General features: G+C 62.7%; 26 protein-coding genes. 8 read left to right on the top strand and 18 right to left on the bottom strand.

Translation table 11 applies throughout. The annotated features are described in order from the left end of the window. Positions 1-54: 54 nt before the first annotated feature. From PLAV_RS12555 to PLAV_RS12525, 7 genes are all read right to left on the bottom strand, one after another. Positions 55-1095, bottom strand: a complete 1041-nt coding sequence (locus tag PLAV_RS12555) for a rod shape-determining protein (protein ID WP_012111399.1) — start codon at positions 1093-1095, stop codon at positions 55-57. Between the two features lie 535 nt (positions 1096-1630). Further along, complete coding sequence (locus PLAV_RS12550) at positions 1631-2590, bottom strand: LysR family transcriptional regulator (RefSeq protein ID WP_012111398.1); 960 nt, start codon at positions 2588-2590, stop codon at positions 1631-1633. 84 nt (positions 2591-2674) lie between these two features. Next, positions 2675-3628, bottom strand: coding sequence for a calcium/sodium antiporter (locus PLAV_RS12545; RefSeq protein WP_041535994.1), 954 nt, complete (start codon positions 3626-3628; stop codon positions 2675-2677). Between the two features lie 134 nt (positions 3629-3762). After that, entirely contained in the window at positions 3763-4134 is a 372-nt protein-coding gene (locus PLAV_RS12540) for a DUF1330 domain-containing protein (protein WP_012111396.1), read from the bottom strand. A 3-nt stretch (positions 4135-4137) separates the two neighbouring features. Further along, on the bottom strand, positions 4138-4896 hold the full coding sequence (locus tag PLAV_RS12535; protein WP_012111395.1) for a helix-turn-helix transcriptional regulator: 759 nt from the start codon (positions 4894-4896) through the stop codon (positions 4138-4140). 106 nt (positions 4897-5002) lie between these two features. Then, positions 5003-6208, bottom strand: a complete 1206-nt coding sequence (gene purT, locus PLAV_RS12530) for a formate-dependent phosphoribosylglycinamide formyltransferase (protein WP_012111394.1) — start codon at positions 6206-6208, stop codon at positions 5003-5005. A 72-nt stretch (positions 6209-6280) separates the two neighbouring features. Continuing rightward, on the bottom strand, positions 6281-6988 hold the full coding sequence (locus tag PLAV_RS12525) for a nitroreductase (RefSeq protein WP_012111393.1): 708 nt from the start codon (positions 6986-6988) through the stop codon (positions 6281-6283). A 75-nt stretch (positions 6989-7063) separates the two neighbouring features. On the opposite strand from PLAV_RS12525, the gene PLAV_RS12520 reads away from it, so the two are divergent. From PLAV_RS12520 to PLAV_RS12500, 5 genes are all read left to right on the top strand, one after another. Beyond that, complete coding sequence (locus PLAV_RS12520) at positions 7064-7507, top strand: MarR family winged helix-turn-helix transcriptional regulator (RefSeq protein WP_012111392.1); 444 nt, start codon at positions 7064-7066, stop codon at positions 7505-7507. A gap of 86 nt (positions 7508-7593) precedes the next feature. Beyond that, positions 7594-7935, top strand: coding sequence for an ArsR/SmtB family transcription factor (locus PLAV_RS12515; RefSeq protein ID WP_012111391.1), 342 nt, complete (start codon positions 7594-7596; stop codon positions 7933-7935). After that, complete coding sequence (locus PLAV_RS12510) at positions 7932-8864, top strand: cation diffusion facilitator family transporter (RefSeq protein ID WP_012111390.1); 933 nt, start codon at positions 7932-7934, stop codon at positions 8862-8864. The genes PLAV_RS12515 and PLAV_RS12510 overlap by 4 nt, the downstream gene beginning before the upstream one ends. 99 nt (positions 8865-8963) lie before the next feature. After that, a complete protein-coding gene (locus PLAV_RS12505; protein ID WP_012111389.1) occupies positions 8964-9710 on the top strand; it encodes an esterase/lipase family protein in 747 nt (248 codons plus the stop codon). A 175-nt stretch (positions 9711-9885) separates the two neighbouring features. Continuing rightward, positions 9886-10323 (top strand): globin, encoded by a 438-nt coding sequence (locus PLAV_RS12500; RefSeq protein ID WP_012111388.1) that lies wholly within the window; start codon positions 9886-9888, stop codon positions 10321-10323. Between the two features lie 212 nt (positions 10324-10535). Here PLAV_RS12500 and PLAV_RS12495 read toward each other — a convergent pair whose 3' ends face one another. The 5 genes from PLAV_RS12495 to miaA form a co-directional block, all read right to left on the bottom strand. After that, complete coding sequence (locus tag PLAV_RS12495) at positions 10536-11219, bottom strand: aspartate/glutamate racemase family protein (protein ID WP_012111387.1); 684 nt, start codon at positions 11217-11219, stop codon at positions 10536-10538. A gap of 78 nt (positions 11220-11297) precedes the next feature. Next, a complete protein-coding gene (gene ilvC / locus PLAV_RS12490) occupies positions 11298-12317 on the bottom strand; it encodes a ketol-acid reductoisomerase (RefSeq protein WP_012111386.1) in 1020 nt (339 codons plus the stop codon). 29 nt (positions 12318-12346) lie between these two features. Beyond that, entirely contained in the window at positions 12347-12859 is a 513-nt protein-coding gene (gene ilvN / locus PLAV_RS12485; RefSeq protein ID WP_012111385.1) for an acetolactate synthase small subunit, read from the bottom strand. A 58-nt stretch (positions 12860-12917) separates the two neighbouring features. Beyond that, positions 12918-14675 (bottom strand): acetolactate synthase 3 large subunit, encoded by a 1758-nt coding sequence (locus PLAV_RS12480; RefSeq protein WP_012111384.1) that lies wholly within the window; start codon positions 14673-14675, stop codon positions 12918-12920. A gap of 124 nt (positions 14676-14799) precedes the next feature. Beyond that, a complete protein-coding gene (gene miaA, locus PLAV_RS12475; protein WP_012111383.1) occupies positions 14800-15744 on the bottom strand; it encodes a tRNA (adenosine(37)-N6)-dimethylallyltransferase MiaA in 945 nt (314 codons plus the stop codon). A 26-nt stretch (positions 15745-15770) separates the two neighbouring features. Here miaA and serB point away from each other — a divergent pair, with 26 nt between their 5' ends. After that, positions 15771-16661, top strand: coding sequence for a phosphoserine phosphatase SerB (gene serB, locus PLAV_RS12470; RefSeq protein ID WP_012111382.1), 891 nt, complete (start codon positions 15771-15773; stop codon positions 16659-16661). On the opposite strand, the gene PLAV_RS12465 is transcribed toward serB, so the two are convergent. The 4 genes from PLAV_RS12465 to hflK all read right to left on the bottom strand — a co-directional run bounded on the left by PLAV_RS12465 (position 16658) and on the right by hflK (position 20484). Beyond that, positions 16658-18121, bottom strand: a complete 1464-nt coding sequence (locus tag PLAV_RS12465) for a DegQ family serine endoprotease (RefSeq protein WP_012111381.1) — start codon at positions 18119-18121, stop codon at positions 16658-16660. The genes serB and PLAV_RS12465 overlap by 4 nt on opposite strands. 87 nt (positions 18122-18208) lie before the next feature. Further along, positions 18209-18394: a DUF2065 domain-containing protein gene (locus tag PLAV_RS12460; protein WP_012111380.1), complete on the bottom strand. Its 186-nt coding sequence runs from the start codon at positions 18392-18394 to the stop codon at positions 18209-18211. A 21-nt stretch (positions 18395-18415) separates the two neighbouring features. Then, a complete protein-coding gene (gene hflC / locus PLAV_RS12455; protein ID WP_012111379.1) occupies positions 18416-19288 on the bottom strand; it encodes a protease modulator HflC in 873 nt (290 codons plus the stop codon). After that, positions 19288-20484 (bottom strand): FtsH protease activity modulator HflK, encoded by a 1197-nt coding sequence (hflK, locus tag PLAV_RS12450; protein WP_012111378.1) that lies wholly within the window; start codon positions 20482-20484, stop codon positions 19288-19290. Before hflK ends, hflC begins: the two co-directional genes overlap by 1 nt. 168 nt (positions 20485-20652) lie before the next feature. Here hflK and apbC point away from each other — a divergent pair, with 168 nt between their 5' ends. Together apbC and PLAV_RS19390 are read left to right on the top strand one after the other, a co-directional pair. After that, a complete protein-coding gene (apbC, locus tag PLAV_RS12445) occupies positions 20653-21801 on the top strand; it encodes an iron-sulfur cluster carrier protein ApbC (RefSeq protein ID WP_012111377.1) in 1149 nt (382 codons plus the stop codon). Positions 21802-21906: 105 nt separating this feature from the next. Then, positions 21907-22653, top strand: coding sequence for a DUF1428 domain-containing protein (locus tag PLAV_RS19390; protein ID WP_012111376.1), 747 nt, complete (start codon positions 21907-21909; stop codon positions 22651-22653). A 70-nt stretch (positions 22654-22723) separates the two neighbouring features. Here the strand turns inward: PLAV_RS19390 and PLAV_RS12435 are convergent, their stop codons facing one another. Beyond that, positions 22724-23059 (bottom strand): hypothetical protein, encoded by a 336-nt coding sequence (locus PLAV_RS12435; protein WP_012111375.1) that lies wholly within the window; start codon positions 23057-23059, stop codon positions 22724-22726. Between the two features lie 110 nt (positions 23060-23169). Further along, a complete protein-coding gene (locus PLAV_RS12430) occupies positions 23170-24087 on the bottom strand; it encodes an SMP-30/gluconolactonase/LRE family protein (RefSeq protein WP_012111374.1) in 918 nt (305 codons plus the stop codon).

Genomic DNA, 24087 nt, shown 5'->3' with positions numbered 1-24087 from the left:
GTCACGGTCGGACGCCCGCTCCTGTCAGACGCTCCCTTCCGGAAGCCCGGTATTCTAATATACCGAGGACAACACGTGCTTCATGGTTCTGATGTGTTCAAGCGCCTTGCCCGTGCCGAGCGCCACGCAGGACAAGGGATCATCTGCAATGCTGACGGGAAGCCCGGTCTCATCGCGCAGCACCTGATCGAGGTTCGCAAGCAGCGCGCCGCCGCCGGTGAGAACAATGCCTTTGTCCACGATATCCGCCGCGAGTTCCGGCGGCGTCGCTTCGAGAGCAACCTTGACGGCCTCCACGATCGCACCCACGGGCTCGGCAAGACTTTCCGCAATCTGCCTCTGGCCGATTGCAATTTCCTTGGGCACCCCATTCATCAGGTCACGCCCTTTTATTTCGATCGTCATGCCGTCGCCATCCGAAGGAATGGCTGCGGAGCCGACTTCCTTTTTGATGCGCTCGGCACTGGCCTCGCCGACGAGAAGATTATGGTGACGGCGGATATAGGCGATGATCGCCTCATCCATCTTGTCACCTCCGACGCGCACCGAACGCGCATAGACGATGCCCCCAAGCGACAGCACCGCGACTTCCGTCGTGCCGCCGCCGATGTCGACCACCATCGAGCCGGTCGGTTCCGTCACAGGCAGTCCGGCGCCGATCGCGGCAGCCATCGGCTCCTCAATCAGATAGACGCGGCGGGCACCGGCGGAAAGTGCCGATTCCTGAATCGCTCGCCGCTCAACCGCCGTCGAGCCGGACGGAACGCAGACGATGATTTGCGGGTTGGCAAATGAGCGGCGGTTGTGAACCTTGCGGATGAAATGCTTGATCATTTCTTCCGCGATTTCGAAATCGGCAATCACGCCGTCGCGCATCGGGCGGATCGCCTGGATGTTGCCCGGCGTGCGGCCGAGCATCATCTTGGCCTCCTCGCCGACGGCAAGTACCTGCTTCTTTCCGCCCTTTTCAATGATTGCGACAACCGAGGGCTCGTTGAGCACGATTCCGCGTCCCTTGACGTAGACAAGGGTGTTCGCGGTCCCGAGATCGATTGCCATATCGGCCGAGAACATGCCGAGCAGACCGGAAAGCATGCGAGTTTCAATCCTCTGACAGAATGTCGCCAGGCACGCCATGCACCGCAGCAACGGTTAAGAATGCACCACTCAAAGTGGCTATTTTGTTAAAACGCGCCCGGAACGGCCACGAAATGCGAAGTAGCTGACGAATGCGGCAGGCCGGCAGCTCCGCCAATTTCCCCGTGTGAATTACCTACCGGCCGGACCGCGCCGGGCAATCGCCCGTCGCAAGACTCACTGCCGGAATTTCTGATTCTCAGCATACGAACAAGCTGCGACGAAAGTGAGGCGAATTCGGAAGCGCGTGGCAGGTGCCGCGCATTTGCGCGCTCTCCAGTCAGCTCGCTTGCAATCATCCCCGGCCCTCATCGCCTTCCGCCAGCCTCGCCGGCAAAACCCCGAGCCGGAATCCCGAATCTCCCACGCAGCACTGACGGTAGCGGCCTGGGAATTAAGAGCGCGTTAAGGCTAACGGAACCCGCATCGGCACAAGTTTTTACGCTGAAACATTGCGCAAAAGCAATGGCCGGAAGCGAATTTCGACGGATTTTCAATGGTTTGAGCGAATGCGGGGTGGAAGCTCCCTGACCTCGTGGTCGCGTCCCTCAAGCCGCGCCCGGTGACGTTTAACTGCATCCACCACGAACTCCATAACGGCGCGGACATGGGCAAGCTGCGCGAGATCGTTGCGCGCCATCAGCCACATTTCCAGCGAACCGATATCGTCCGGGCCGAACACCCGTTCGAGATCAGCATCCGCATCGCCGAGAATGCAGGGCAGCGCCGCAAGACCGAGCCCCTGACGTGCCGCTTCCGCCCGCGCCAGGACACTCGACGAACGAAGCGCCACCCTCGCCGATTTCTCCGCACGCGAAAACCACCAGACAGGACCAAGAGGTGTTTCCGATTTCGGAAAGCCGATCAGGTCGTGGCCTGCGATAGCTGCCATGCCGGATGGACGGCCGTGTTTGTCGAGATAGGTGGGAGTCGCGTAGAGACCGTAGGCCATGTCGCCGACCTTGCGCATCAGCATGTCGCCCTGGGTCGGGCGCGCGAGACGGAGAGCGACGTCTACATCCTTGAGAGGATTGCCGATTCTCGGCGCCGGGCCGACGGAGGCGAGGCGCGGATCGGTGAGTATTTCGAGCTCGAGGCCTGGATGATCGCGACGGAAAGCGGCGAGTTCGGGGGCGAGAAGGGAAGAGGCAACAACCTCCCCCGCCGCCAGCCGCACGGTGCCCTCGGCCCCCTCCCCGGCGGCCGCAAAATCGCGCGGAAGCGCAGAAAGCCGCCGATCTACGGGCTCCAGAGCCTCGACCAGCTTCTCTCCGGCAGCGGTCAAACGGTAGCCGGTGCGCTCGCGTTCGAAGAGGCGGGCACCCAGATCGTCCTCAAGGGAGGCCACGCGACGCAAGACGGTGGTCGTGTTGACGCCAAGCTGTTGCCCGGCGCCGGAAAGACTGCCCGCTGCCGCTACGGCAAGGAAGAATCTCAGGTCATTCCAGTTCATGAAAGCGAGGCTAGCGGCTCTCCGGACGGATTGGAATGCGGAAAAGCAAAAGTCACTTTGCGAAAACGCGAGGCGACTGTCACGTTACTGCAATAAAACCGTCACATAAGCCCCGTAGCCGCCCAGCAGCAAAAGCGCCTCCACCCGCCCGATCCGCGACCCGGTCCAGGCGAAAACCAGAAACAGGAGCGACGCGGCACCCATGACCCAGATGTCGAAGCCGGCGATGTCGGCCGGCACCGGAACCGGCTTCACCACGGCGACCATGCCGGCGATACCGAGCACGTTGAAGATGTTGGAGCCGACGACATTGCCGATGGCGATGTCCGACTGACGGCGGAAGGCGGCGAGCACCGAGGTCGCCACCTCCGGCAAGGAGGTGCCGACGGCAACGAGGGTGAGGCCGATGACCGAATCGGAGACGCCGTGCCTGGTCGCGATCTCGACGGCCGCATCCACGAGCAGCGAGGCGCCGGTGACAAGCGCGACGAGCCCGCCCAGCGCCATGACGATCTCAACGAGCAGAGAGGTTTTGGGTCCCGTCGAGGTCAGGAACTCCGCCTCGCCGGCATGAAGCTTCGCGGTGCCATCCTGGAGCCTGCGGTCGGCGCGGTAGGTATAGATGAGATAGACAGAGAGAAGCGCGAGGAAGCCCAATCCGACTTCGCGCGACAGCACGCCATAAAGGCAGGCGCCCATCATGATGGCGGCAGCCCCGAGCATCATGCTGCCATCCCGCTTCAACGCACCGCGATCCACCGTCATCGGAAAGATGAGACCGGCAATGCCGAGAATGAGGAGGATGTTGGCAATGTTGGAGCCGACGACATTGCCGACCGCGATGCCCGGATAGCCCTGAAAGGCGCCTTCAAGGCTGGCGACAAGCTCCGGCGCGGACGTGCCGAAGCCGACAAGCGTGAGCCCGATGAGAAAAGGCGAAACCCCGAGCCGGGTCGCGAGCGACGCTGCGCCCTTGACCAGAAACTCCGCCCCACCGAGAAGCAGCACAAGGCCGACGACGAGAAAGAGATAGGTCAATTCTTGCTCCCTGAACCGGCGCCCCGACACGGGCAAGCCAACATGGCGCAAGAGATAGCCCCCGCGCAACGGGACTGCGAGAGGCTGGAAGCCGGAAAGGGAAATTTATTTTGTCCCGGAGACGGGTCTGACGGTTACACCCCACCCTCGATATGCCTCAAAGGCTGAAGCACGATATCGGCAATTGCTGCTTCTCCGACCTTGAACGCAATCTGGTATTCCGGATCGTCGACCATGCTCTTGAACGCGGCTCGACGCGGATATTGAACCAGCACGGCGGCATCCCAACCCTGCGCCTGCCCCGTCGTGAGCACCGGCAGGCCATCGCCGCCGAACAGGATTTTCGCACCAAATCGAGCGAGAATCGGCTTGGCCATTTGCAGGTATTCCAAATATCTCTCCCGCCCGCCATCCGGCGCGAACCGCAGGAGGTTCAACATGACGACGGCTGAATCATCGTCTTCGGCCAGAAAGGCCTCGAAGGCGGCAGGTGAAAACGAAACCATTGGTCATTCCTTTGACATGGCACCGGTAAGGGCACCCGCCGATTGGTAGCGTTTCGGCGTGTCAGAAATTGTCAGCATGGAACGCCAGTCGCGATCCTGCTGCCGCCACTGCGTCACGATCGATTGACGTCTCCCGGGGTAGCGTTCCTCCAAAATCGTTTTCACACGCAAACGATCGATGCGGAAATGACGGAAGGCATGTCTGCGTTCGCACCAGGCCGCCAGCACACGGACATCGTCGAAATAGACGATGGTGATCGGCCAGATGACACGATCCGACAACGAGCCTTGCGCGTCTTCATAGCTGATCGCAACTTTCCGTTGCCGGCGGATCGCATCCCGCAACAATGCGGCCTGCGGAGGGACCGCAGGCTCAGACGTCGAGGCCGCCGTTACGACAGCAGGTAATTGGGCGCTCATTGAGCCGTTATTTTTCGCGGAAAATATTTTTGCCAGGGCGCTTTCGCTGCATCGTGCCAGAGCAGGATCGGCTCGCTGCCGCACCCAGCCCAGACCGAGAGTCAACGCGTCGAGTTCATCGGGCGAAAATGCGAGATCCGGAAGAAAAAAGCCTTCTTTCAAAGAATAGCCGACACCCGCCTGGCCTTCGATAGGCGCCCCTAGCGAACGCAATGTGTCGATGTCGCGGTATATACTCCGCGGCGAGACACCAAGTTCGCGCGCGAGATCGGGGGCTGTAACAGGCATCCTGCGTGCGCGTAACACGCCGAGCAGCTCGAATAGCCGACTTGTTCTCGACATGTACGGAACCTCCTCGACAAATGCTTTGGGTCAGGCAACCGGGATCGCATCGGACATGAGCGAATGTCCGCTTTTGCGAGCATGCCATACTTCAGTCGAACGAGATTTATTTTGTCCCGGAGACGGGTCGGACGGCATCCGCCGCCTGCTTCGCGACCTTGCGTGCCTCGTCGGTATCTCCGGCGCGGGCAAGCGCGACGCCCATGCGGCGGCGCTCGAAGGATTCCGGCTTGCCGAAAAGCCGGATGTCGGTGCCGGGCAGCGCGAGCGCCGCCTCGACGCCCTCGAAGGCGATGCCCTTTTCTTCGAGCCCGCCATAAATGACGGCGCTGGCACCGGGCGAAATCATGTCCACGGTGACGGGAAGGCCGAGAATGGCGCGCGCATGAAGCGCGAACTCGCTCTGATATTGCGTGATAAGCGTGACGAGGCCGGTGTCGTGCGGACGCGGGCTCACTTCGGAAAACCAGACCATGTCGCCCTTCACGAAAAGCTCGACGCCGAAAATCCCGCGTCCGCCCAGCGCCGCCGTAACCTTCGCCGCGATGTCGCGCGAGGCGGCGAGCGCCTTGTCGCTCATTTTCTGCGGCTGCCAGCTTTCGACATAATCGCCCTTGACCTGACGATGGCCGACCGGGGCGCAGAACTGCGTTTCGATCTCGCCGCCCTGCCCGCGCGCACGAACCGTGAGCTGCGTGATCTCGTAATCGAAGTCGATCAGCCCCTCGACGATGACGCGCGGGCTCTCGACGCGGCCGCCTGCCATCGCATAATCCCAGGCGGGCTGAACATCGTCCGGCCCGCGAAGCAGGCTCTGCCCCTTGCCGGAAGACGACATCACCGGCTTGACGAAGCAGGGAAATCCGATACCCGCCGCTATTGCATCCTTCAGCTCCTGCGCGGTGGAGGCGAAGGCATAGGGCGAGACGGGAAGCCCGAGTTCCTCCGCCGCGAGACGGCGAATGCCCTCGCGGTTCATGGTGAGCTGGGCGGCGCGCGCGGTCGGAATCACTTCGGCGAGACCGTCCGCTTCGATGCGCGCCAGTTCATCCGTCGCTATTGCCTCGATTTCCGGCACGATGAGATGCGGACGCTCCTTTTCGACAAGCGCGCGAAGCGCCCCGGCATCCGTCATGGCGATGACATGGCTGCGATGCGCGACCTGCTGCGCGGGCGCGTTCTCGTAGCGATCGACGGCGATCACCTCGGCGCCGAGCCGCTGAAGCTCGATCGCGACTTCCTTGCCGAGCTCGCCCGAGCCGAGAAGCATGACGCGGAACGCGGAAGGAGAAAGCGGTGTGCCGATGCGCATGGAGCCTCCGGAGGTTGGACGGAGGGGGTTTAGCACATCGGGTGGCATGCCGGAACGGAAGCCGGAACGGCCTCAGCGATGAAAAGTCACGGTTTCGGCAACCGGCGCCTTGCCAAGCGGAAAAATGTTCACCGGATTGTCCGGTTCGGGATAGCCGAACGAGATGCCGAACAGCATCCTGAGCGAAGGATCGATACCGAGAACGTCGCGCACGGTACCGGCAAAGAGGCTGAGCAGCGTCTGCGGCACCCCGGCGAGCCCATGCGCCGCCAGCGAAAGCAGGAAGGTCTGGCCATACATGCCGACATCTCCCGCCACACGCACCGGCTCGTAGACCGGCGCCATGAAAAGCAGGCAGACATGCGGCGCACCGAAGAACTCCAGGTTGCGCAGGATGGCGAAGCGGCGTTGTTCGGCTGCATCGCGCGAGATGCCGGCCGCCTCAAAATAAGCGGCCCCCTGCGCCTGCTGGCGCTCCCTGTAGACGCCGTAAAGATCGTCGTAGCTGAACGGAAAGTCGGGGGTCATCCGCTCTTCTGCCGCCGCTTCGAGCAGCGCCTTGCTGAGCCTGTCCCGCGCCGCGCCGGACGCGATGTGAACGACCCAGGGCTGCACGTTGGAATTCGACGGCGCGTGGCGGGCATCCTCGGCCACGGACTGGAGCAAGGCTTCGGGCACGGGATCGGCAAGGAAACTGCGCGCCGATTTGCGGACGCGAACCACATCATGAAACGGCATCGCTTCCTGCATCTTGCCCGCCTCCCCTTTCAGCTTCATCATCGAGAACAACGCCACCCTCCGATGGCTCGAAAATATATCTAGCGCACTAGATATAAGCGTGCAAGAGAATAACCGATGCCCAAATCCGCCGGCCGAACGCTTCCCGATGTGGGCAAGCAGCTTTCCTTCGCTCTTTACGGCGCCGCCAATCGCCTTGTCCGGATGCACAAGCCGTTTCTCGACCCGTTGGGACTGACCTTCCCCCAATACCTCGTGATGCTTGAGCTTCTCGGTTCCGGCCCACGCTCTGTCGGCGAGTTGGGAACGAAACTTGGCATGGATACAGGGACGATCACGCCGCTGGTGAAGCGTCTGGAACAGGGTGGCTTCGTTTCCCGCCGCCGCGACGCCAAGGACGAACGGCGGGTACTCGTCGACCTCACAGCTTCGGGCGAAGCCATGCGCGAGCGAATCCGGGTGGTGCCGGACCGGATCAAGACCGCCTGCCAGATCCCCGACGACAGGGCCGATGAGCTGCGCGACGTGTTGAACGGCATCGGCCGGTCGGACGAGGACTGAGGCGCGGCGGCTCTGTGACGGCGGGCTTGCCACCCGCCTCTCCCTCTGATAACAGTTGAACAGTTGTTCAATTGAAAGCTTACCGCATGGCTTCCACCGCCGGTCTGAAAAAACATGCCCCCTTCCCCGTCCCGTCGCTGCGCGATGACAAGACGATCGAGCTGGCCGACATGTTCAAGATGCTGGGCGACCCGAGCCGGCTGCGCATCGTGATCGCGACGCTGGAGGGGCCGCGCTCGGTGGGCGAGATCGCGGAGGCGCTTGGCCTGTCGCTGTCGCTGGTGAGCCACCATCTGCGGCTGCTGCGCGCGGCGCGGCTGGTGACGGCGGACCGGCGCGGCAAGCAGATTTTCTACATGATCCACGATCAACATGTGGCGCATGTCATCGCCGACATGATCGCGCATGTGAATGAGGACGCGGAATGAGCGCGCATCAGCATAGCCACGATCATCACGACCATTCGCATCACGGACACGCGCACGGCATGGGCAATGAGCGGCGGGTGATGCTGGCCATGTGGCTGACCGGCGGCTTCATGATCGTCGAGGCGGTGGGCGGGGTCATTTCCGGCTCGCTGGCGCTGATCGCCGATGCGGGCCATATGCTGACCGACACGGGCGCACTGATGCTGGCCTGGATGGCGACACGCTTTGCCCGGCGGCCGGCGGATGTCGCCCGCTCCTATGGCTATGCCCGCGCGGAAATTCTCGCGGCCTTTGCAAACGGCATCGTGATGATCGGCGTCGTTCTCTGGATCTGCTTCGAGGCGGTGGGCCGCATCATGACGCCCGCCCCCATTCTCGGCGGACCGATGCTCGCCATCGCGGCGGCGGGACTTGCCGTCAACATCGTCGCCTTCAAGCTGCTGCATGGCGGCGAGAGCAATCTCAACATGCGGGGCGCGGCGCTGCATGTCGTCGGCGACATGCTCGGCTCCGTCGCTGCCATTGTTGCTGCCATCGTGATCCTTTTCACCGGCTACACGATTGCCGATCCGATCCTCTCCGTACTTGTGGCGCTGCTCATTCTCCGCAGCGCCATCGCCATCACGAAGGAGAGCGCACATATCCTGATGGAAGGAACGCCCGCGGGCACCGACGGGAAGAAGATCGCCGACGACCTGATGGAAAATGTCGAGGGCCTCGCGGATGTGCACCATGTCCATGCCTGGTCGCTCGGCTCCAACCGCGCGGTGGCGACGCTGCACGCGCAGTTGAAGCCGGAAACGAACGCGGGAACGGCGCTCGACGCCATCAAGGCGCGGCTCGCGGGCAAGTTCGGCATCGGCCATGCGACAGTGCAGATCGAGCCGGAGGAGTGCCCGGACCACAAGGACGCGCCTCACAAGCATTGAAATCCGCGATGTCATGAACCGTCATGAAACCGGATAAATATCCCGCGCCTTCGATGCTGCAATGCGGTATGCTCGGCCCCTGTTCGCAGAGGGGCCGCGATGACTTATTCCATCGATCACTGGGGCGACTATCGAAACGATGACGACGAAATGACCGAACCAGGCTGGCTGTCGCGCCTCGGCGAACTGCGCATCTTCGCGGAACTCGGAACGCTGGTGCCGGCCCTTCCGGCGCTGCTGGCGGCGCCGCGCGGCGACGGGCACGCCGTGCTCGTGCTGCCCGGCGTGCTGACCGGCGACGAGAGCACCTTCATCATCCGCCGCTATCTCGACGAACTCGGCTATGTGACGCATCCCTGGAAGCAGGGCCACAATTGGGGGCCGAGCCGGGAGCTGCATGAGCGGCTGCGGGCCCGGCTGCAGGAACTGGCCGCGCGCTACGAACGGCGCATCAGCATTGTCGGCTGGAGCCTTGGCGGCATTTTCGCGCGCGAACTGGCGCGGGAATTTCCCGCGCTTGTGCGCCAGGTGGTGACGCTTGGCAGCCCCTTCGGCTCGGACTACAGCATCGACGGCAACCGCAGGCCCGACGCCGCCGCGCGCCGCCGCATTCCCCCGCCCGTGCCCTGCACCTCGATCTATTCGCGGAGCGACGGCATCGTCTCATGGGAAGCCTGCCGCGAAATGGATGCTCCGGAGACGGAGAATATAGAAGTCTCGGCCACCCATATCGGCATGGGCTTCAACCCGCTGGTTCTCTGGGCCATCGCCGACCGGCTGGCACAGCCCGAAGGCGAATGGTCGCCCTTCGACCGGACGGGATTTCACAGCGTTTTTTACGGGTAGTTCGGCCTCAGCCGAAAGGCCGCCGCCATCTCTCCTGCCGCCGTCATTGCGAGGAGCGCAGCGACGAAGCAATCCAGAGCGGCAGGCTCGGAGATCGACGCCCTGGATTGCTTCGCTTCGCTCGCAATGACGAAGTGAGTTAGTCTTGGCGAGCAAAAGGCCAAGGGAGGCACTCATGAGCCTGACAGAACAAGAAAAACAGCTCATCGAAAAATCCATCGAGCGTGTGGCGGATGTCGCGGGCGATCCGGCTTCGCATGTCTATGCGCGGCTCTTTGCGCAGCAGCCGGAGATGGAGGCGATGTTCGTTCTCGATACGGACGGGAATGTGCGCGGGCATATGCTGTCGGAGGCGCTGGACTGCGTGTTCGATTTTCTGGGGCCCCGCGCCTATGCGCCGGTGCTGATCCAGAGCGAGCTGACCAATCACAGCAATCTCGGCGTGCCGCCCGCCGTCTTCGCGACATTCTTTCGCGTGGTGATGGAGACGTTTCGCGAGCTGCTGGGCGCCGAGTGGACGGCGGAGACGGACGCGGCATGGGCGAAACTTCTCGGCGAGTTCGACACGACGATTGCCGAGCATGCGGAGAGGAGCGGGCTTGCGTTGGTGTGAGAGGGGAGATGCTTCTCGTCCACCAAATATAAAGCTGTCATCCCGGCGAAAGCCGGGACCCACTCGCCAATCAACTTGCCGCAACATTTGTTTGTCTTGCGGTTGTTACCGCAACTGATCGGCTTTCACCAACCTCTGCTGAGGGAACCAATGGGTCCCGGCTTTCGCCGGGATGACATTTCTTTTTTATTCTCTTTCTCATTCTTCCCCCCTCACATCCGAACGCCCGCAATCTTCGCCGCCGCTTCAAAACCGATACGCGGGCTCGAAAGGAGCGGCGCGCGCAGGGCGCCGGCGAGCGCGGCGGCGGGGGCCATCGAGGCTTGCGCGAGGACGAGAAGGTCGACCTCTTTCGATGCGTCCGACAGGCGCGCGGCGATCCCTTCGTAGTAATCGTCGAGGCGGCCTTCGCGGAAGGCTGGCCAGACATCGTCGAACAGGAACTCCCGTATCTCGCAATCGCGCCCTGCCCGCGCGGCGGAACTGGCAATGAGTTCGCGCGTCGGCGCGAGCGTGGGCGAGAGTGCGGCGCAGATGCCGATACGCGCGGCGGCGCGCACCGCGCGATCCGCCATCGGCCGGTCGATCCGCATCACCGGCACATCCGCCTCGCGAGCGGCTTCTTCCGCCGCTTCGCCGAGCGTCGAACAGGTGCAGACGACGACGCGGGCGCCGCCCTGCGCCAGCGCGAGCAAGGCCTCCTGCGTCTTCAGCGAAATCGCCGGTGTGAGGCCGCCCGCTTTCTCCGCCGCGATCAACAGGTCTTCGCGCACCGCATGGGTGAGCGCGAGGCCCGGCGCAAGTTCGTCGCGCAGCGCATTGAAGGTTTCGATATGGATCGCGGCGGTGTGCAGAAAGGCAATCGCCGCGCCGTGATGCCTTAATGATGGAGGCATGGCCCTCTCCTCAAAGAAAAAGGCCCCCCGCGATCTTCGCGGAGGGCCCCATGTAAGTCGGGCTGATGCGAGATCGCGTCAGTTCTTGGCCTTGTCTACGAGTTTGTTCGCCGAAATCCACGGCATCATCTCGCGCAGACGGGCGCCCACCTCCTCGATGGGGTGGGCGGCGGCGGCGGCGCGCGTCGCCTTGAAGCTCGTCTGGTTGACCTTGTTCTCGAGCATCCAGTCGCGCGTGAACTTGCCGGACTGAATGTCGTGCAGCACGCGCTTCATTTCCGCCTTCGTTTCCGGCGTGATGATGCGCGGGCCGGTGACGTATTCGCCATACTCGGCCGTGTTCGAAATCGAGTAGTTCATGTTGGCGATGCCGCCTTCATAGATGAGGTCGACGATCAGCTTCACTTCGTGCAGGCATTCGAAATAGGCCATCTCCGGCGCGTATCCCGCTTCCGTCAGCGTTTCGAAACCGGCGCGGATGAGCTCGACCAGACCGCCGCAGAGCACGACCTGCTCGCCGAAAAGGTCGGTCTCGCATTCTTCGCGGAACGTCGTCTCGATGATGCCGGCACGGCCGCCGCCATTGGCGGAAGCATAGGAAAGGCCGACGTCATGGGCGTTGCCCGTCGCGTCCTGGTGGACGGCGATGAGGGACGGTACGCCGCCGCCGCGCTTGTATTCCGAACGCACCGTGTGGCCCGGGCCCTTCGGCGCGACCATGAGCACGTCGATGTCCTTGCGGGGCTCGATCAGGTTGAAATGGATGTTGAGGCCATGCGCGAAGAGAAGCGCGGAACCCGGCTTCATGTTCTCGTGCAGGTCGGCGTAATAGATGTCGGCCTGAAGCTCGTCCGGCGTCAGCATCATGAGCACGTCGGCCCACTTCGCGGCATCGGCGACCGTCATCACCTTGAGGCCCTCGCCTTCCGCCTTCTTGGCGGTGGCGGAACCGGCACGGAGCGCCACGGCGACTTCCTTCACGCCGCTGTCGCGCAGGTTCAGCGCATGGGCATGGCCCTGGCTGCCATAGCCGATGATGGCGACTTTCTTGCCTTTGATCAGGTTCACGTCCGCGTCGCGGTCGTAATAAACGCGCATGGCTTCTATTCCTTCGGTTCGTCTCTAAATCACATCGCTTCCGGACCGCGGGCGATTGCCACCACGCCTGTCCGCGACACATCCACCAGCCCCAAGGGGCGCATCAGCCCGATAAAGGCGTCGATCTTCGACGGCGTACCCGTCACTTCGAACACAAACGACGTATGCGTCGTATCGATGACGCGGGCGCGGAAGGCATCCGCGAGCCGGAGCGCCTCGACGCGGCGCTCGCCGGTTCCCGCCACCTTGATGAGCGCCATTTCGCGCTCCACCGAATTCGTTTCCACCGTCAGGTCCATGACCCGGTGCACGGGCACGAGACGGTCGAGCTGCGCCTTGATCTGCTCGATCACCATCGGCGTGCCAGCGGTGACGACGGTGATGCGGGACGTGTGCTCGGCCTGGTCGACCTCGCCCACCGTCAGGCTCTCGATATTGTAGCCGCGGCCGGAAAACAGGCCGACGACGCGCGCGAGCACGCCCGCCTCGTTGTCCACGAGGACGGCGATGGTGTGCCGCTCGACTTTTTCCTCAATGCTCATGCGCGTCTCTGTATTGTGAAAGGGCCTTTTGGGGAAGCTTATTCTGGTATTTTCCCCGTCAGACCAGCATTTTGCCTTCTTCCGAGACGGTTGCCCCGTCCGCATCGTCGCCCAGGATCATCTCGTTATGGGCGGCGCCCGACGGGATCATCGGGTAGCAGTTCTCGAACTTGTCGACCAGGCAGTCAAAAATGACCGGACCGGGCGTTTCGATCATCTTCTTGATCGCCGCGTCGAGTTCGGACGGCTTTTCGGCCCTGATGCCTGTCGCGCCATAGGCTTCGGCAAGCTTCACGAAATCGGGCAGCGAATCCGAATAGGAATGCGAATAGCGGCCCTCATGGAGCAGTTCCTGCCACTGGCGGACCATGCCCATATATTCATTGTTCAGGATGAAGATCTTGACCGGCAGCATGAACTGAACGGCGGTCGAGATTTCCTGCATGCACATCTGGACCGATGCCTCGCCCGCGATGTCGATGACGAGGGCATCGGGATGCGCGATCTGGACGCCGACGGCGGCGGGCAGACCGTAACCCATCGTGCCGAGACCGCCGGATGTCATCCAGTGCTTCGGCTCCTCGAAGGGAAAGTGCTGCGCGGCCCACATCTGATGCTGGCCGACTTCCGTCGTGATGTAGGTATCGCGGTGCTTCGACAGTTCATAAAGCCGTTGGATCGCCTGCTGCGGCTTGATGACATCGTCATTGGTCTTGAAGGAGAGCGACTTGCGGCCGCGCCACGTCTCGATCTGCTTCCACCAGTCCGCCAGCGCATCCTTGTCGGGACGGCGCGCCTTCGACTTCCAGATGCGCAGCATGTCTTCGAGCACATGGGCGCAATCGCCGATGATGCCGACATCGATGCGGACATTCTTGTTGAGCGACGAGGCGTCGATATCGACATGAATCTTCTTCGAGTTCGGCGAGAAGGCATCGAGACGCCCCGTCACGCGATCGTCGAAGCGCGCGCCGATATTGATCAGCACGTCGCAATCATGCATGGCGTTGTTGGCCTCGAAGGTGCCGTGCATACCGAGCATCCCGAGCCACTGCTTGTCGGACGCGGGATAAGCGCCGAGCCCCATCAGCGTTGAGGTGATCGGATAACCGGTGAGGCGCACGAACTCGCGCAGCAACTGGCTCGCCAGATTACCGGAATTGATGATGCCGCCGCCGGTATAGAAGACGGGCTTCTTCGCATTGGCGATGAGATCGACCGCTTCCTTGATCTTGTCGATGTCGCCCTTGACCTTTGGACGATAGGTGCGGTGAACGACGTTTTGCGGGCCGGCATATTCGGCACGCTGGAACTGGACGTCCTTCGGAATATCGATGACGACCGGACCCGGACGGCCATTGGTCGCGACATAGAAGGCCTCATGCATGACGCGCGACAGCTCCGGCGCGGACTTCACCAGCCAGTTATGCTTGGTGCAGTGGCGCGTGATGCCGACCGTGTCGCATTCCTGGAAGGCGTCCGAGCCGATCAGATGCGTCGCGACCTGCCCCGTCAGGCAGACGAGCGGGATCGAATCCATCAGGGCGTCGGTGAGGCCGGTGACGGCATTGGTGGCGCCGGGGCCGGAGGTGACGAGGACGACGCCGGGCTTGCCGGTCGACCGCGCATAGCCCTCGGCGGCATGAACCGCGCCTTGCTCGTGGCGGACGAGGATGTGGCGGATCTTGTTCTGCTGGAACAGCGCGTCATAAATCGGCAGCACGGCACCGCCGGGATAGCCGAAAATCGTGTCCACGCCCTGATCGACCAGCGCCTTGATGACGATTTCCGCGCCTGTCAGTTCCTGAGCCGCCATTGTTCCGGTCCTTCTGCGCCGCCCCCGAGGGGCCGGCAAAAACAACAAGGCGGCACGCGCGAGCCCGGAATCCGGGCTTTTTCGAACGCATAGCCGCCGAAAGCGCGGGCAACCTAGCCGCGCCTCAGGACCGGGTCAACCCTAAATCGTCAATAAATGACAAGATTTCAGCATTAAGGCTTTCCGAATGTTGCGTGGAGAAGCCTTTCCACGCAATCATTTGCGTACGAAGCCAGGTTTCCTGCCGCTTCGCATAGGCCCGCGTTTCGGCTTTTCCGGCCGCAGCCGCCTCTTCCAGCGTGATCTCCCCGGCGAGATGCCGCATCAGGGGCCGCAGGCCAAGGGCCTTGGCGGCGGGGAGCGCCGGATCGAGCCCTAGGGCGGTCATCGCCGCCGCCTCCTCCAGCGCCCCCTCCTCAAGCATGAGATCGAAGCGCCGATCGCACCGGGCCTGCAGCCAGGCACGGTCCGGCATCAGCATGATTTTCGCGAACGTCCCGCTCACCAACGGCTCCGGCGGTATCTGCTGCCAGGCGCTCAAGGGACGGCCGGTCGCGCGGGCAACCTCTATCCCCCGCGCGATGCGCTGAAGATCGGAAGGGCGGATTGTGGCAGCCAGCGCCGGATCGGCCTCGGCAAGGAGCGCATGGGCATGAGGCCCGGCATCGCCCACCTCGGCGCGCACGGCGGCGCGAACATCGTCGGGGATGGCCGGAATGGGCGCGAGACCTTCGATGAGCGCACGAAAATAAAGACCAGTGCCGCCCACCACGACCGGAAGCCGGCCGCGCGCCGCGATCTCGCGCATTTTCTCCGCCGCCAGAACCGCCCAGCGCCCCGCCGAGAGCGGCGCCGAGGCCGCCGTCACGCCATAGAGATGATGGGGAACCCGCGCCTCTTCCTCTTCCGAAGGGCGGGCGGTGAGCACCCGCATCTCGCGGTAAAGCTGCATGGAATCGGCATTGACGATCTCGCCGCCGAGCTTTTCGGCAAGCGCAAGCGCCAGCCCCGACTTGCCGCTGGCGGTTGGCCCTGCAATAAGGACGGCTCTGCCGACAGGCTCACTCAACTGATGGCTCCGATACGGTTTTCGCGATGAAACATGTCCTGACGCTGATAGGCAACAAAGCAACGCCGCTGGCAAGCGCCCATATCGAAAAGGCTCTCGCCGCCCTGCCCGCTCCCGGCAAACCGGACTGGCTGGCGCCCGATAGCGCCTGCGATATTCCCTTCGAGGGCGACACGGCAAAAGCGGAAGCGGAAGTGCGCGCGGCCCTCGCGGGGATTGCAGTCGACCTGTCGGCGCAGCCGGCGGACGGGCGGAAGAAGAGGCTTCTCGTCGCGGATATGGATTCGACCATCATCCAGCAGGAATGCATCGACGAATTGGCCGCCGAACTCGGCATCAAAACGCAGATTGCCGAAATCACCGAACGCGCCATGCGCGGCGAGATTGAATTCGAACCGGCGCTTCGCGAGCGCGTCGGCCTGCTGAAGGGATTACCGCTCGACGCGCTGGAAAAGGTCTATCGCGACCGCATCACCGAAACGCCCGGCGCCCGCGCGCTGACCGGAACCATGCGCGTCCATGGCCACGCCTGCGCACTCGTCTCGGGCGGCTTCACCTTTTTTACCGAGCGCGTGGCGCATGCTGTCGGCTTCAACACGAACCAGGCGAACCGGCTCATCTTCGTCGACGGAAAACTCACCGGCGGCGTCGCCGAGCCTATACTTGGCCGTGAAGCGAAGATCGCGGCGCTGGTTCGCCTGCGCGATGAGCTGGGGCTGGCCCATGAGGAAACGCTGGCGGTGGGCGACGGCGCCAACGATCTCGGCATGATCGGTGAAGCGGGACTTGGCGTCGCCTTCCACGCAAAGCCGGTCGTTGCGGAAGCGGCAGATGCACGCATCGACCATGGCGACCTGACGGCGCTGCTCTATCTGCAAGGCTACCGGGAAAGCGAGATTACCGAGGGACGCGCCTAGGAGCCGAGACGCAAGGCGACAAAACGGATTTCGCCGCCGAGCGAAAGGCGCAACAGCACCGTGTTGCGCCCGGCCTTCTCTTCGGACAATACGATCTCCTCGACTTCCGCCGGCGATGAGACGGACCGCTGCGCCACCTCCACGATGACCTCGCCGGGACGAATGCCCTTCTCCGCAGCCGCGCTCAAGGGATCGACATCGGTGATGAGGACACCCGGCACGCCCTCGGGCACGCCGAAACGCTCGCGCAGGTCATCGTTCAATTCGCCGAGCACAAGACCGAGCACAACCGTCTTGTCGGGCGTCGACCCGGCCGCCCCCGGCACTTCGACAGGTTGTGCTTCCTCATCTTCAAGCCGCCCCACCACGATCTTCCGTGTCAGCGTGTCGCCGCCGCGAAAAAGCTGCACATTCACGGTGCTGCCGATCTCGGCTTCGGCGACCACGCGCGGCAAATCCCGCATGGCGGTTATGATCTTGTCGTCGAAGGCGAGGACGACGTCTCCTGTTTCGATACCGGCTTCCTCCGCGGGGCCGCCGGGGCTCACGCCCGCGATGAGCGCACCGCGGCTAGGGCCAAGGCCGAGGCTTTCCGCAATTTCCGGCGTGACAGATTGTATACGCACGCCGATCCAGCCGCGCCGCGTTTCGCCGAACTTCAGGATTTGCGCGACGACCGGTTTCACCGTGCTTGTCGGCACCGCGAAACCTATGCCGACGGATGCACCAGAAGGGGAAATGATCGCCGAATTGACACCGACCACGCGGCCTTCCATGTCGAAGAGCGGGCCGCCCGAATTACCGCGATTGATGGCCGCGTCCGTCTGGATGAAATCATCGTAATTGCCGGCGTGAATGTCGCGGTTCAATGCGGAGACGATGCCCGCCGTGACCGAGCCGCCGAGACCGAAGGGATTGCCGATCGCAATCACCCAATCGCCGACGCGCGCCTTGTTGCTGTCGCCAAGCTCGACAAAGGGAAGCTTCTTGCTGCTTTCGACCCGTAACACCGCGATATCGGTTTTCGGATCGGTTCCGGCGACGGTCGCCGGCAGCGTGGTTCCGTCCGTGAACGTCACTTCGATCCTGTCGGCGCCTTCGATCACATGATTATTCGTAATGACGATGCCGTCCGGGTCGATGACGAAGCCGGAGCCGAGCGACTGGACGCGCTGCGGACGCATGCTTTCCTGCTGTTCCAGAAACTCCTCGAAAAAATCGTTGAGCGGCGATTCCGGCGGAATACTCGGAATGGCCATGTCGCCGGGAGAGAGGACCTGAGAGGTGGAGATATTGACGACGGCGGGCGACAGGCGCTCCGCCAGATCGGCGAAACTGTTCGGCGCGCCCTGCGCGAAGGCCGGCAGCGGCGGCAGGGAAATGAGCACGGCCGAGAGAAACACTCCGGCTATTCCCGAGAGGAAACGCCTTGTCAGTCTCTCACCGGTCGTAAGCGTCATTCTGCCAATTCTCCCCTCGCCTCCCCGCGGATCAGCGGGGTTTACACCTATTGTCCGTCCGATTATGGGGGAAATGAGGCGCAGTTATTAACCGCGCACCAGCCAGACGATGACGACACCAAGCGCAAGCGCGATGAGGCCGCCGATCCGCAATGCCTGTTCCGGCTGGACCGAGACCGACAGGAGGGCCCGCCGCATTGCCCCCGGAAAAGCGGCATAAAGCGCGCCTTCCAGGGCAATGGCGAGGCCGAGCGCGGAAAGAAGCTCAATCAATCCGGCTGCCCTTCAAAGACGTCAGCGACGACCGCTCTCATTACCGAAATAGCGGAAGAACTCGCTGTCCGGTGTCACGATCATCGTCGTGTTGTCGCCCGCGAGGCCCTCTCTATAGGCTTCCATCGACCGGTAGAAGGCGAAGAACTCCGGGTCCGCCGAATAGGCTTCGGCATAGATGCTGTTGCGCGTTGCATCGCCTTCGCCTCGGACGATCTGCGCATCGCGCTCGGCCTCGGCGACGATAACAGTGACTTCGCGGTCGGCGCGGCTGCGGATGCGCTGGCCTTCTTCATTACCTTGCGCGCGGATTTCGGCGGCTTCGCGTTCGCGCTCCGTCTGCATCCGCTGGAAAATGGCCTGGCTGTTCTGCTCCGGCAGGTCGGCGCGGCGGATGCGGACATCCACCACCTCGATGCCGAACTGCTGGGCGGCGCCGTTGAACGCCGTCTGAATACGTTTCATCAGGCCGGCGCGATTATCCCGGACAAGTTCCTCGAGCGTATGATCGCCGAGCACGTTGCGGAGCGACGACACGAAGTTCGGCTGCAACCGGTTGGTCGAATTGCGCGGATCGCCGACCGATTGATAGAAGCGCAGCGAGTCGACGATGCGGTAGCGGGCAAAGGCATCGACCACGAGGCGCTTGCGGTCCTTCGCGATGATTTCCTCGGGCGGCACATTGAGGCTGAGGATCCGCTTGTCGATATAGACGACGTTCTGGACGATAGGCAGCTTCCAGTGAAGGCCCGGCTCGGTGACGACCGCGCGCGGATCGCCGAACTGCAGCACGATGGCCTGCTGCGTCATGCCGACCGTAAAGGCCGAAAGATAGGCGACGATTGCCACAAGAAGAGCGACGACGCCTGCGCCGATGGCGACAGATCTGTTCATCAGCGGCCTCCCGTCATTGTCTGGTTACCATTGGAAGGAGCGGAGGAAGCGGCGGGCGCCGACGATTTGCGGCCCGCTGGCTTCAGCTCGTTGAGCGGCAGATAGGGCAACACGCCCGCCCCCGCGCCGGACTGATCCATCAGCACCTTGTTCATGCCGCCGAATACGTCCTGCATGGTTTCGAGATAGATGCGCCTGCGCGTTACCGCCTCGGCCTTCTTGTATTCATTGTAGATCGAGGTGAAGCGCTTCGCGTTACCTTCCGCTTCCGCCACGATCTGCTCGCGATAGGCTTCGGCGGACTGCGTGATCTGCGCCGCATCGCCTCGGGCGCGCGGGATGACCGTGTTCGCATAGGTCTGCGCCTGGTTGCGCAAACGCTCCTGGTCGGCGCGCGCGGCCTGCACGTCGCGGAAAGCATCGAGCACCTGCGCCGGCGGATCGACCTTCTGAAGCTTCACTTCCGTAATCTCGATGCCGGCGCCATAGCTGTCGAGCGTGGCCTGGAGGCCCTCGCGCACCTGGTTCTGCACTTCGTTACGTCCGACGGTCTGCAGCACTTCGATCTTCGACTGGCCGACAGCCTCGCGCATCATGCTCTCGGCGACCGCCTTGATGGCGAGATCCGTATTCTCGACATTGAAGAGGAAATCGGCTGCATGGCCCGGCTTGATGCGCCACTGCACCGAGAAGCTGATATCGACGATGTTCTCATCGCCCGTCAGCATCAGGCTTTCCTCCGGCACCGCGATGGGCGTGCCGCCGGACTGGCGCATGCCGATATCGACGCTGCTGATGTTTGTGACAGCCGGCGTCAGCACTGTTTCGATCGGATAGGGAAACTTGAAATGAAGGCCAGGCGCGACGGTGCGAACATGTTCGCCGAAGCGCAGCACGATGCCTTCCTGGTTCGTATTGACACGGAAGAACGACGAATAGGCGACAAGGCCGAGGAAGATGAAAGCGATGAGGAAATAGGGCCCCTTGCCGCCGCCCGCACCAACGCCCGTGCCCGACCCCGGACCGCCGCCGCCCGGAAATATCTGCCGGATCTTTTCCTGCGCGCGGCGGATAAGCTCATCGAGATCCGGCGGCTGATTGCCGCCGCCCGATGGCCCCTGGCCCCACGGACCCCGATTATTGCCGCCTCCGCCACCCTGCCAGCCGCCGCCGCCGTTATTATTGCTCCAGGGCATCAAAAATCCTTTGATTGGGAAGTGATAGATCGGTTGGAAAGCCACACACCCGGGGTTATATGACAGAGACCAAGCCCACGCAACGCGAACCGGACCGGCGGGGCCCCATACCGCACCGGTACACGCATTCGTGACAATTCCAGAGATGCATCCGAGAGAATTACAGCCATGACCCGCGTGACCCGGGACGATATTGCCGCCGCGCTCGCGGGCGTAACCGACGACGAGAGCGGCAAGGACGTGATGAGCGCCGGGATCGTGCAGGGGCTTGTGGTCCGCGAGGGGCATGTGGGCTTTTCGCTGGAGGTCGATCCGGCCAAGGGCGCGGCGAAAGAGCCGCTGCGCAAGGCCTGCGAGTACGCGGTGAAGCAGCTTCCCGGTGTGCTGAGCGTGACGGCGGTGCTGACCGCTCATCGCGGAACCGCCTCGCCCGCCGCCACGAAGGGACATTCGCATCCGCACTCACACGGCGGCGAACGGCAGCAGCGCGCACCGCAGGGCGCGATCTCCATTCCCGGCGTGAAGGCGATCATCGCCGTGGCCAGCGGCAAGGGTGGCGTCGGTAAATCGACCGTTGCAGTCAATCTCGCCCTCGCCCTCTCGAAGCTCGGCCGCCGCGTCGGCCTGCTCGACGCGGATATTTACGGCCCCTCCATCCCCCGCATGATGGGTATCAAGGGCAAGCCGGAAAGCCGCGACGGCAAGAAACTCATCCCGATGAAGAACTACGGCATCGAGACCATGTCGATCGGCTATCTCGTCGCGGAAGACGCGCCCGCGATATGGCGGGGACCGATGGTGCAATCGGCGCTGACGCAGATGATGATGGATGTCGAGTGGAGCGAGCTCGACGTGCTTGTCGTCGACATGCCGCCCGGCACCGGCGATGCGCAGCTCACCATGGCGCAGCGCGTGCCGCTGGCCGGCGCCGTCATCGTCTCGACGCCGCAGGACATCGCCCTCATCGACGCGCGCAAGGGCTATGCGATGTTCGAGAAGACGCATGTGCCGGTCTTCGGCATTGTCGAGAACATGGCCTATTTCATCAGCCCCGGTTCGGGCGAGAAGTCCTACATCTTCGGCCAGGGCGGCGCGCGGCGCATGGCGGAGACGCTCGGCTGCGACTTCCTCGGCGAAGTGCCTCTCCACATGACGATCCGCGAGAAGTCGGACAATGGCGAGCCTGTCGTCGCCACCGCACCCGACAGCGAAGAAGCGCGGCCATTCATCGAAATTGCACGTCGCGTCGCCATGCATCTCGACATGGCGCTCGGCGCAAGCGCCCGCAAGGCGCCCTCCATTACCATCGAAGACTGATCCTGCTTTCGCCATGAAATTTCGCGCCGGCAACACCTCGCGTCTTTGACTCAGTCTATTTGCTTTGATATCAACGCTTCAAGGGCAAACCGACGGAGAAGCCAAATGTCATATGTCGAGGGATTTCTGGTTGCCGTGCCGGCCGCCAACAAGGAGCTCTATCGCAAGCATGCGCAGGAGGCGTGGTCCATATTCGCCGAATTCGGCATGAGCCGCCTGGTCGAAGGCTGGGGCGACGACGTGCCGGACGGCAAGGTAACGGACTTCAAGCGTGCCGTGGAATTGAAGCCGGACGAAGTGGCGCTTTTTTCCTGGTTCGAACTTCCTTCGAAGGAAGTGCGCGAAGCAGCAAACCAGAAGCTCATGACCGATCCACGCATGCAGCAAATGGGACAGATGCCCTTCGATGGCATGCGCATGGTCTTTGGCGGCTTTTCGGTGATGGTGGATGAAGGCCCGGGCGGCAAGATGGGACACATCGACGGTTATGTTCTCGCTGTGCCGAAAGCCAACAAGGAAGCTTATCGGGAGATGGCGGCGAAAGCCGCGCCCGTCTTCCTCGATCACGGCGCAACGCGCGTTGTCGAGTGCTGGGAAGACGATGTGAAGGACGGCAAGGTAACCGATTTCCGTCGCGCGGTGAAAGCAACGAAAGACGAGGCAATCGTCTTCTCCTGGGTCGAATGGCCTTCGAAGGAAGCGCGCGAGAAGGGCTGGCCGAAACTCATGGAAGACGAGCGCATGAAATACGATCCGGCATCCACACCCTTTGACGGGCAGCGCATGATCTATGGCACCTTCACGCCGATCGTCGATGAAACGGTGAAAGGCGAGAAGCGCAAGACCGCCTGACACTTCTTCTGCTGAAATGAAAACGGCCGGTCCCTGGAGACCGGCCGAATTCGTTTCGCTATGACCTGGCTCAGCGGCCCGCGACGAGCGTCGCCGTTTCCGTCGAGCCGTCCGGCGCCTTCAGCTCCCATGTATCGCCCACATTGCGGGCTTCAGCGGGAACGCAATAAGGCTGTTCGCCGCCGAGGAAACAGGCGGTATCGCCCTCGACCGTGTATTTGCCTTCCGCCGTGCTGCCATCCGGCAGCTTCTGCGAATAGCTGCCGCCCTCGTCGATGAACACGGAGCGTTCACCGGCCGCACCCGACACTTTCACGGTATTGCCATAGAAATTCGCAAATGGATCGGCGAGAGCCGCTCCGGAAAACGCAACCAACGCAACGAGTACACTCAACAAAAGGCGCATTGTATCCTCCCTGATAAAAATAAACGCCGTGTACCCCAAAGGCGGCGCATGGTTGCACGGCCCTTGTGATGGTTAAAGATACGTTCCGCTGCCGGAACATATCGAAACTGTCATTTGTTGAGGAAGTTGAGAGGCAACCCCGCCACCGGCCAGTCCGTGGAGACAAGCCGTCCGCTGGAAGAAAGCGTGATATAGGCCGTCTTCAGATCCTTGCCGCCGAAACAGATATTTGTGGTGATGAAATCATCCGTCGGCGTATGGGTAATCTTCGAACCGTCAGGTGAGAAGGTCGTGATGCCGGCGTTGAAGATCGTCGCGACGCAGATATTGCCTTCCGCATCGACTGCAAGGCTGTCGAAGAAGCAGAGCTGCGGGCCGGAACCGACAAAGCGGCCGGGCAGCGGGCCGGGATTGGGCGCAACTTCACCCGGCGCCGTAATGTCGAAGGCCCAGAGACGGCCGGGGATCGTGTCGGCGACATAAACCGTCTTTTCGTCGGGCGAGAGGCCGACGCCGTTCGGCGAGGTGATGGGAAACACGACTTCCTTGATGAACGAGCCGTCGATCTTTGCGTAGTAGAGCCCGCCACGATCCTGCGTGCGGCCGCGCCCCTTGCCAAGATCGGTGAACCAGAAGCCGCCCGACTTGTCGAAGACGATGTCGTTCGGCCCGTTCAGCGGAATGCCGTTGCACTCCTTGTAGAGCACCTTGAATTCGCCGGTCTTGAGATCGACACGCTCGATGCGGCCGCCCGAATAATCCGCCGGAGCATCGCCCGGCACAAGCGCGCCGTTGACCTCATGGAATTCGAAGCCGCCATCATTGCAGACATAGCAGGCACCGTCGGGCCCGATAGCCGCGCCGTTCGGGCCGCCGCCAAGCTCCGCGATCACTTCGACTTTTCCCGCCGCCGTGACGCGCGTCAGCGTGCCGCGCGCGATCTCGACGAGAACGACGCTTCCATCCGGCATTGCGATCGGGCCTTCCGGAAACTTCAGGCCATCGGCAATGAGTTTCATCTCCGCCAT

The sequence above is a fragment of the Parvibaculum lavamentivorans DS-1 genome (assembly GCF_000017565.1).
GTDB lineage: Bacteria > Pseudomonadota > Alphaproteobacteria > Parvibaculales > Parvibaculaceae > Parvibaculum > Parvibaculum lavamentivorans.
The sequence above is the reverse complement of the archived record's forward strand: the minus strand, read 5'-3'. Positions and strand labels throughout refer to the sequence as shown.

Bases quoted from the DNA above. Each gene is read 5' to 3' on its own strand.
- PLAV_RS12555 (WP_012111399.1), bottom strand. From the start codon at position 1,095: ATGCTTTCCGGTCTGCTCGGCATGTTCTCGGCCGATATGGCAATCGAT.
- PLAV_RS12550 (WP_012111398.1), bottom strand. From the start codon at position 2,590: ATGAACTGGAATGACCTGAGATTCTTCCTTGCCGTAGCGGCAGCGGGC.
- PLAV_RS12540 (WP_012111396.1), bottom strand. From the start codon at position 4,134: ATGGTTTCGTTTTCACCTGCCGCCTTCGAGGCCTTTCTGGCCGAAGAC.
- PLAV_RS12535 (WP_012111395.1), bottom strand. From the start codon at position 4,896: ATGTCGAGAACAAGTCGGCTATTCGAGCTGCTCGGCGTGTTACGCGCA.
- purT (WP_012111394.1), bottom strand. From the start codon at position 6,208: ATGCGCATCGGCACACCGCTTTCTCCTTCCGCGTTCCGCGTCATGCTT.
- PLAV_RS12525 (WP_012111393.1), bottom strand. From the start codon at position 6,988: ATGATGAAGCTGAAAGGGGAGGCGGGCAAGATGCAGGAAGCGATGCCG.
- PLAV_RS12520 (WP_012111392.1), top strand. From the start codon at position 7,064: ATGCCCAAATCCGCCGGCCGAACGCTTCCCGATGTGGGCAAGCAGCTT.
- PLAV_RS12515 (WP_012111391.1), top strand. From the start codon at position 7,594: ATGGCTTCCACCGCCGGTCTGAAAAAACATGCCCCCTTCCCCGTCCCG.
- PLAV_RS12510 (WP_012111390.1), top strand. From the start codon at position 7,932: ATGAGCGCGCATCAGCATAGCCACGATCATCACGACCATTCGCATCAC.
- PLAV_RS12505 (WP_012111389.1), top strand. From the start codon at position 8,964: ATGACTTATTCCATCGATCACTGGGGCGACTATCGAAACGATGACGAC.
- PLAV_RS12500 (WP_012111388.1), top strand. From the start codon at position 9,886: ATGAGCCTGACAGAACAAGAAAAACAGCTCATCGAAAAATCCATCGAG.
- PLAV_RS12495 (WP_012111387.1), bottom strand. From the start codon at position 11,219: ATGCCTCCATCATTAAGGCATCACGGCGCGGCGATTGCCTTTCTGCAC.
- ilvC (WP_012111386.1), bottom strand. From the start codon at position 12,317: ATGCGCGTTTATTACGACCGCGACGCGGACGTGAACCTGATCAAAGGC.
- ilvN (WP_012111385.1), bottom strand. From the start codon at position 12,859: ATGAGCATTGAGGAAAAAGTCGAGCGGCACACCATCGCCGTCCTCGTG.
- PLAV_RS12480 (WP_012111384.1), bottom strand. From the start codon at position 14,675: ATGGCGGCTCAGGAACTGACAGGCGCGGAAATCGTCATCAAGGCGCTG.
- serB (WP_012111382.1), top strand. From the start codon at position 15,771: ATGAAACATGTCCTGACGCTGATAGGCAACAAAGCAACGCCGCTGGCA.
- PLAV_RS12465 (WP_012111381.1), bottom strand. From the start codon at position 18,121: ATGACGCTTACGACCGGTGAGAGACTGACAAGGCGTTTCCTCTCGGGA.
- hflC (WP_012111379.1), bottom strand. From the start codon at position 19,288: ATGAACAGATCTGTCGCCATCGGCGCAGGCGTCGTCGCTCTTCTTGTG.
- hflK (WP_012111378.1), bottom strand. From the start codon at position 20,484: ATGCCCTGGAGCAATAATAACGGCGGCGGCGGCTGGCAGGGTGGCGGA.
- apbC (WP_012111377.1), top strand. From the start codon at position 20,653: ATGACCCGCGTGACCCGGGACGATATTGCCGCCGCGCTCGCGGGCGTA.
- PLAV_RS19390 (WP_012111376.1), top strand. From the start codon at position 21,907: ATGTCATATGTCGAGGGATTTCTGGTTGCCGTGCCGGCCGCCAACAAG.
- PLAV_RS12435 (WP_012111375.1), bottom strand. From the start codon at position 23,059: ATGCGCCTTTTGTTGAGTGTACTCGTTGCGTTGGTTGCGTTTTCCGGA.
- PLAV_RS12430 (WP_012111374.1), bottom strand. From the start codon at position 24,087: ATGGCGGAGATGAAACTCATTGCCGATGGCCTGAAGTTTCCGGAAGGC.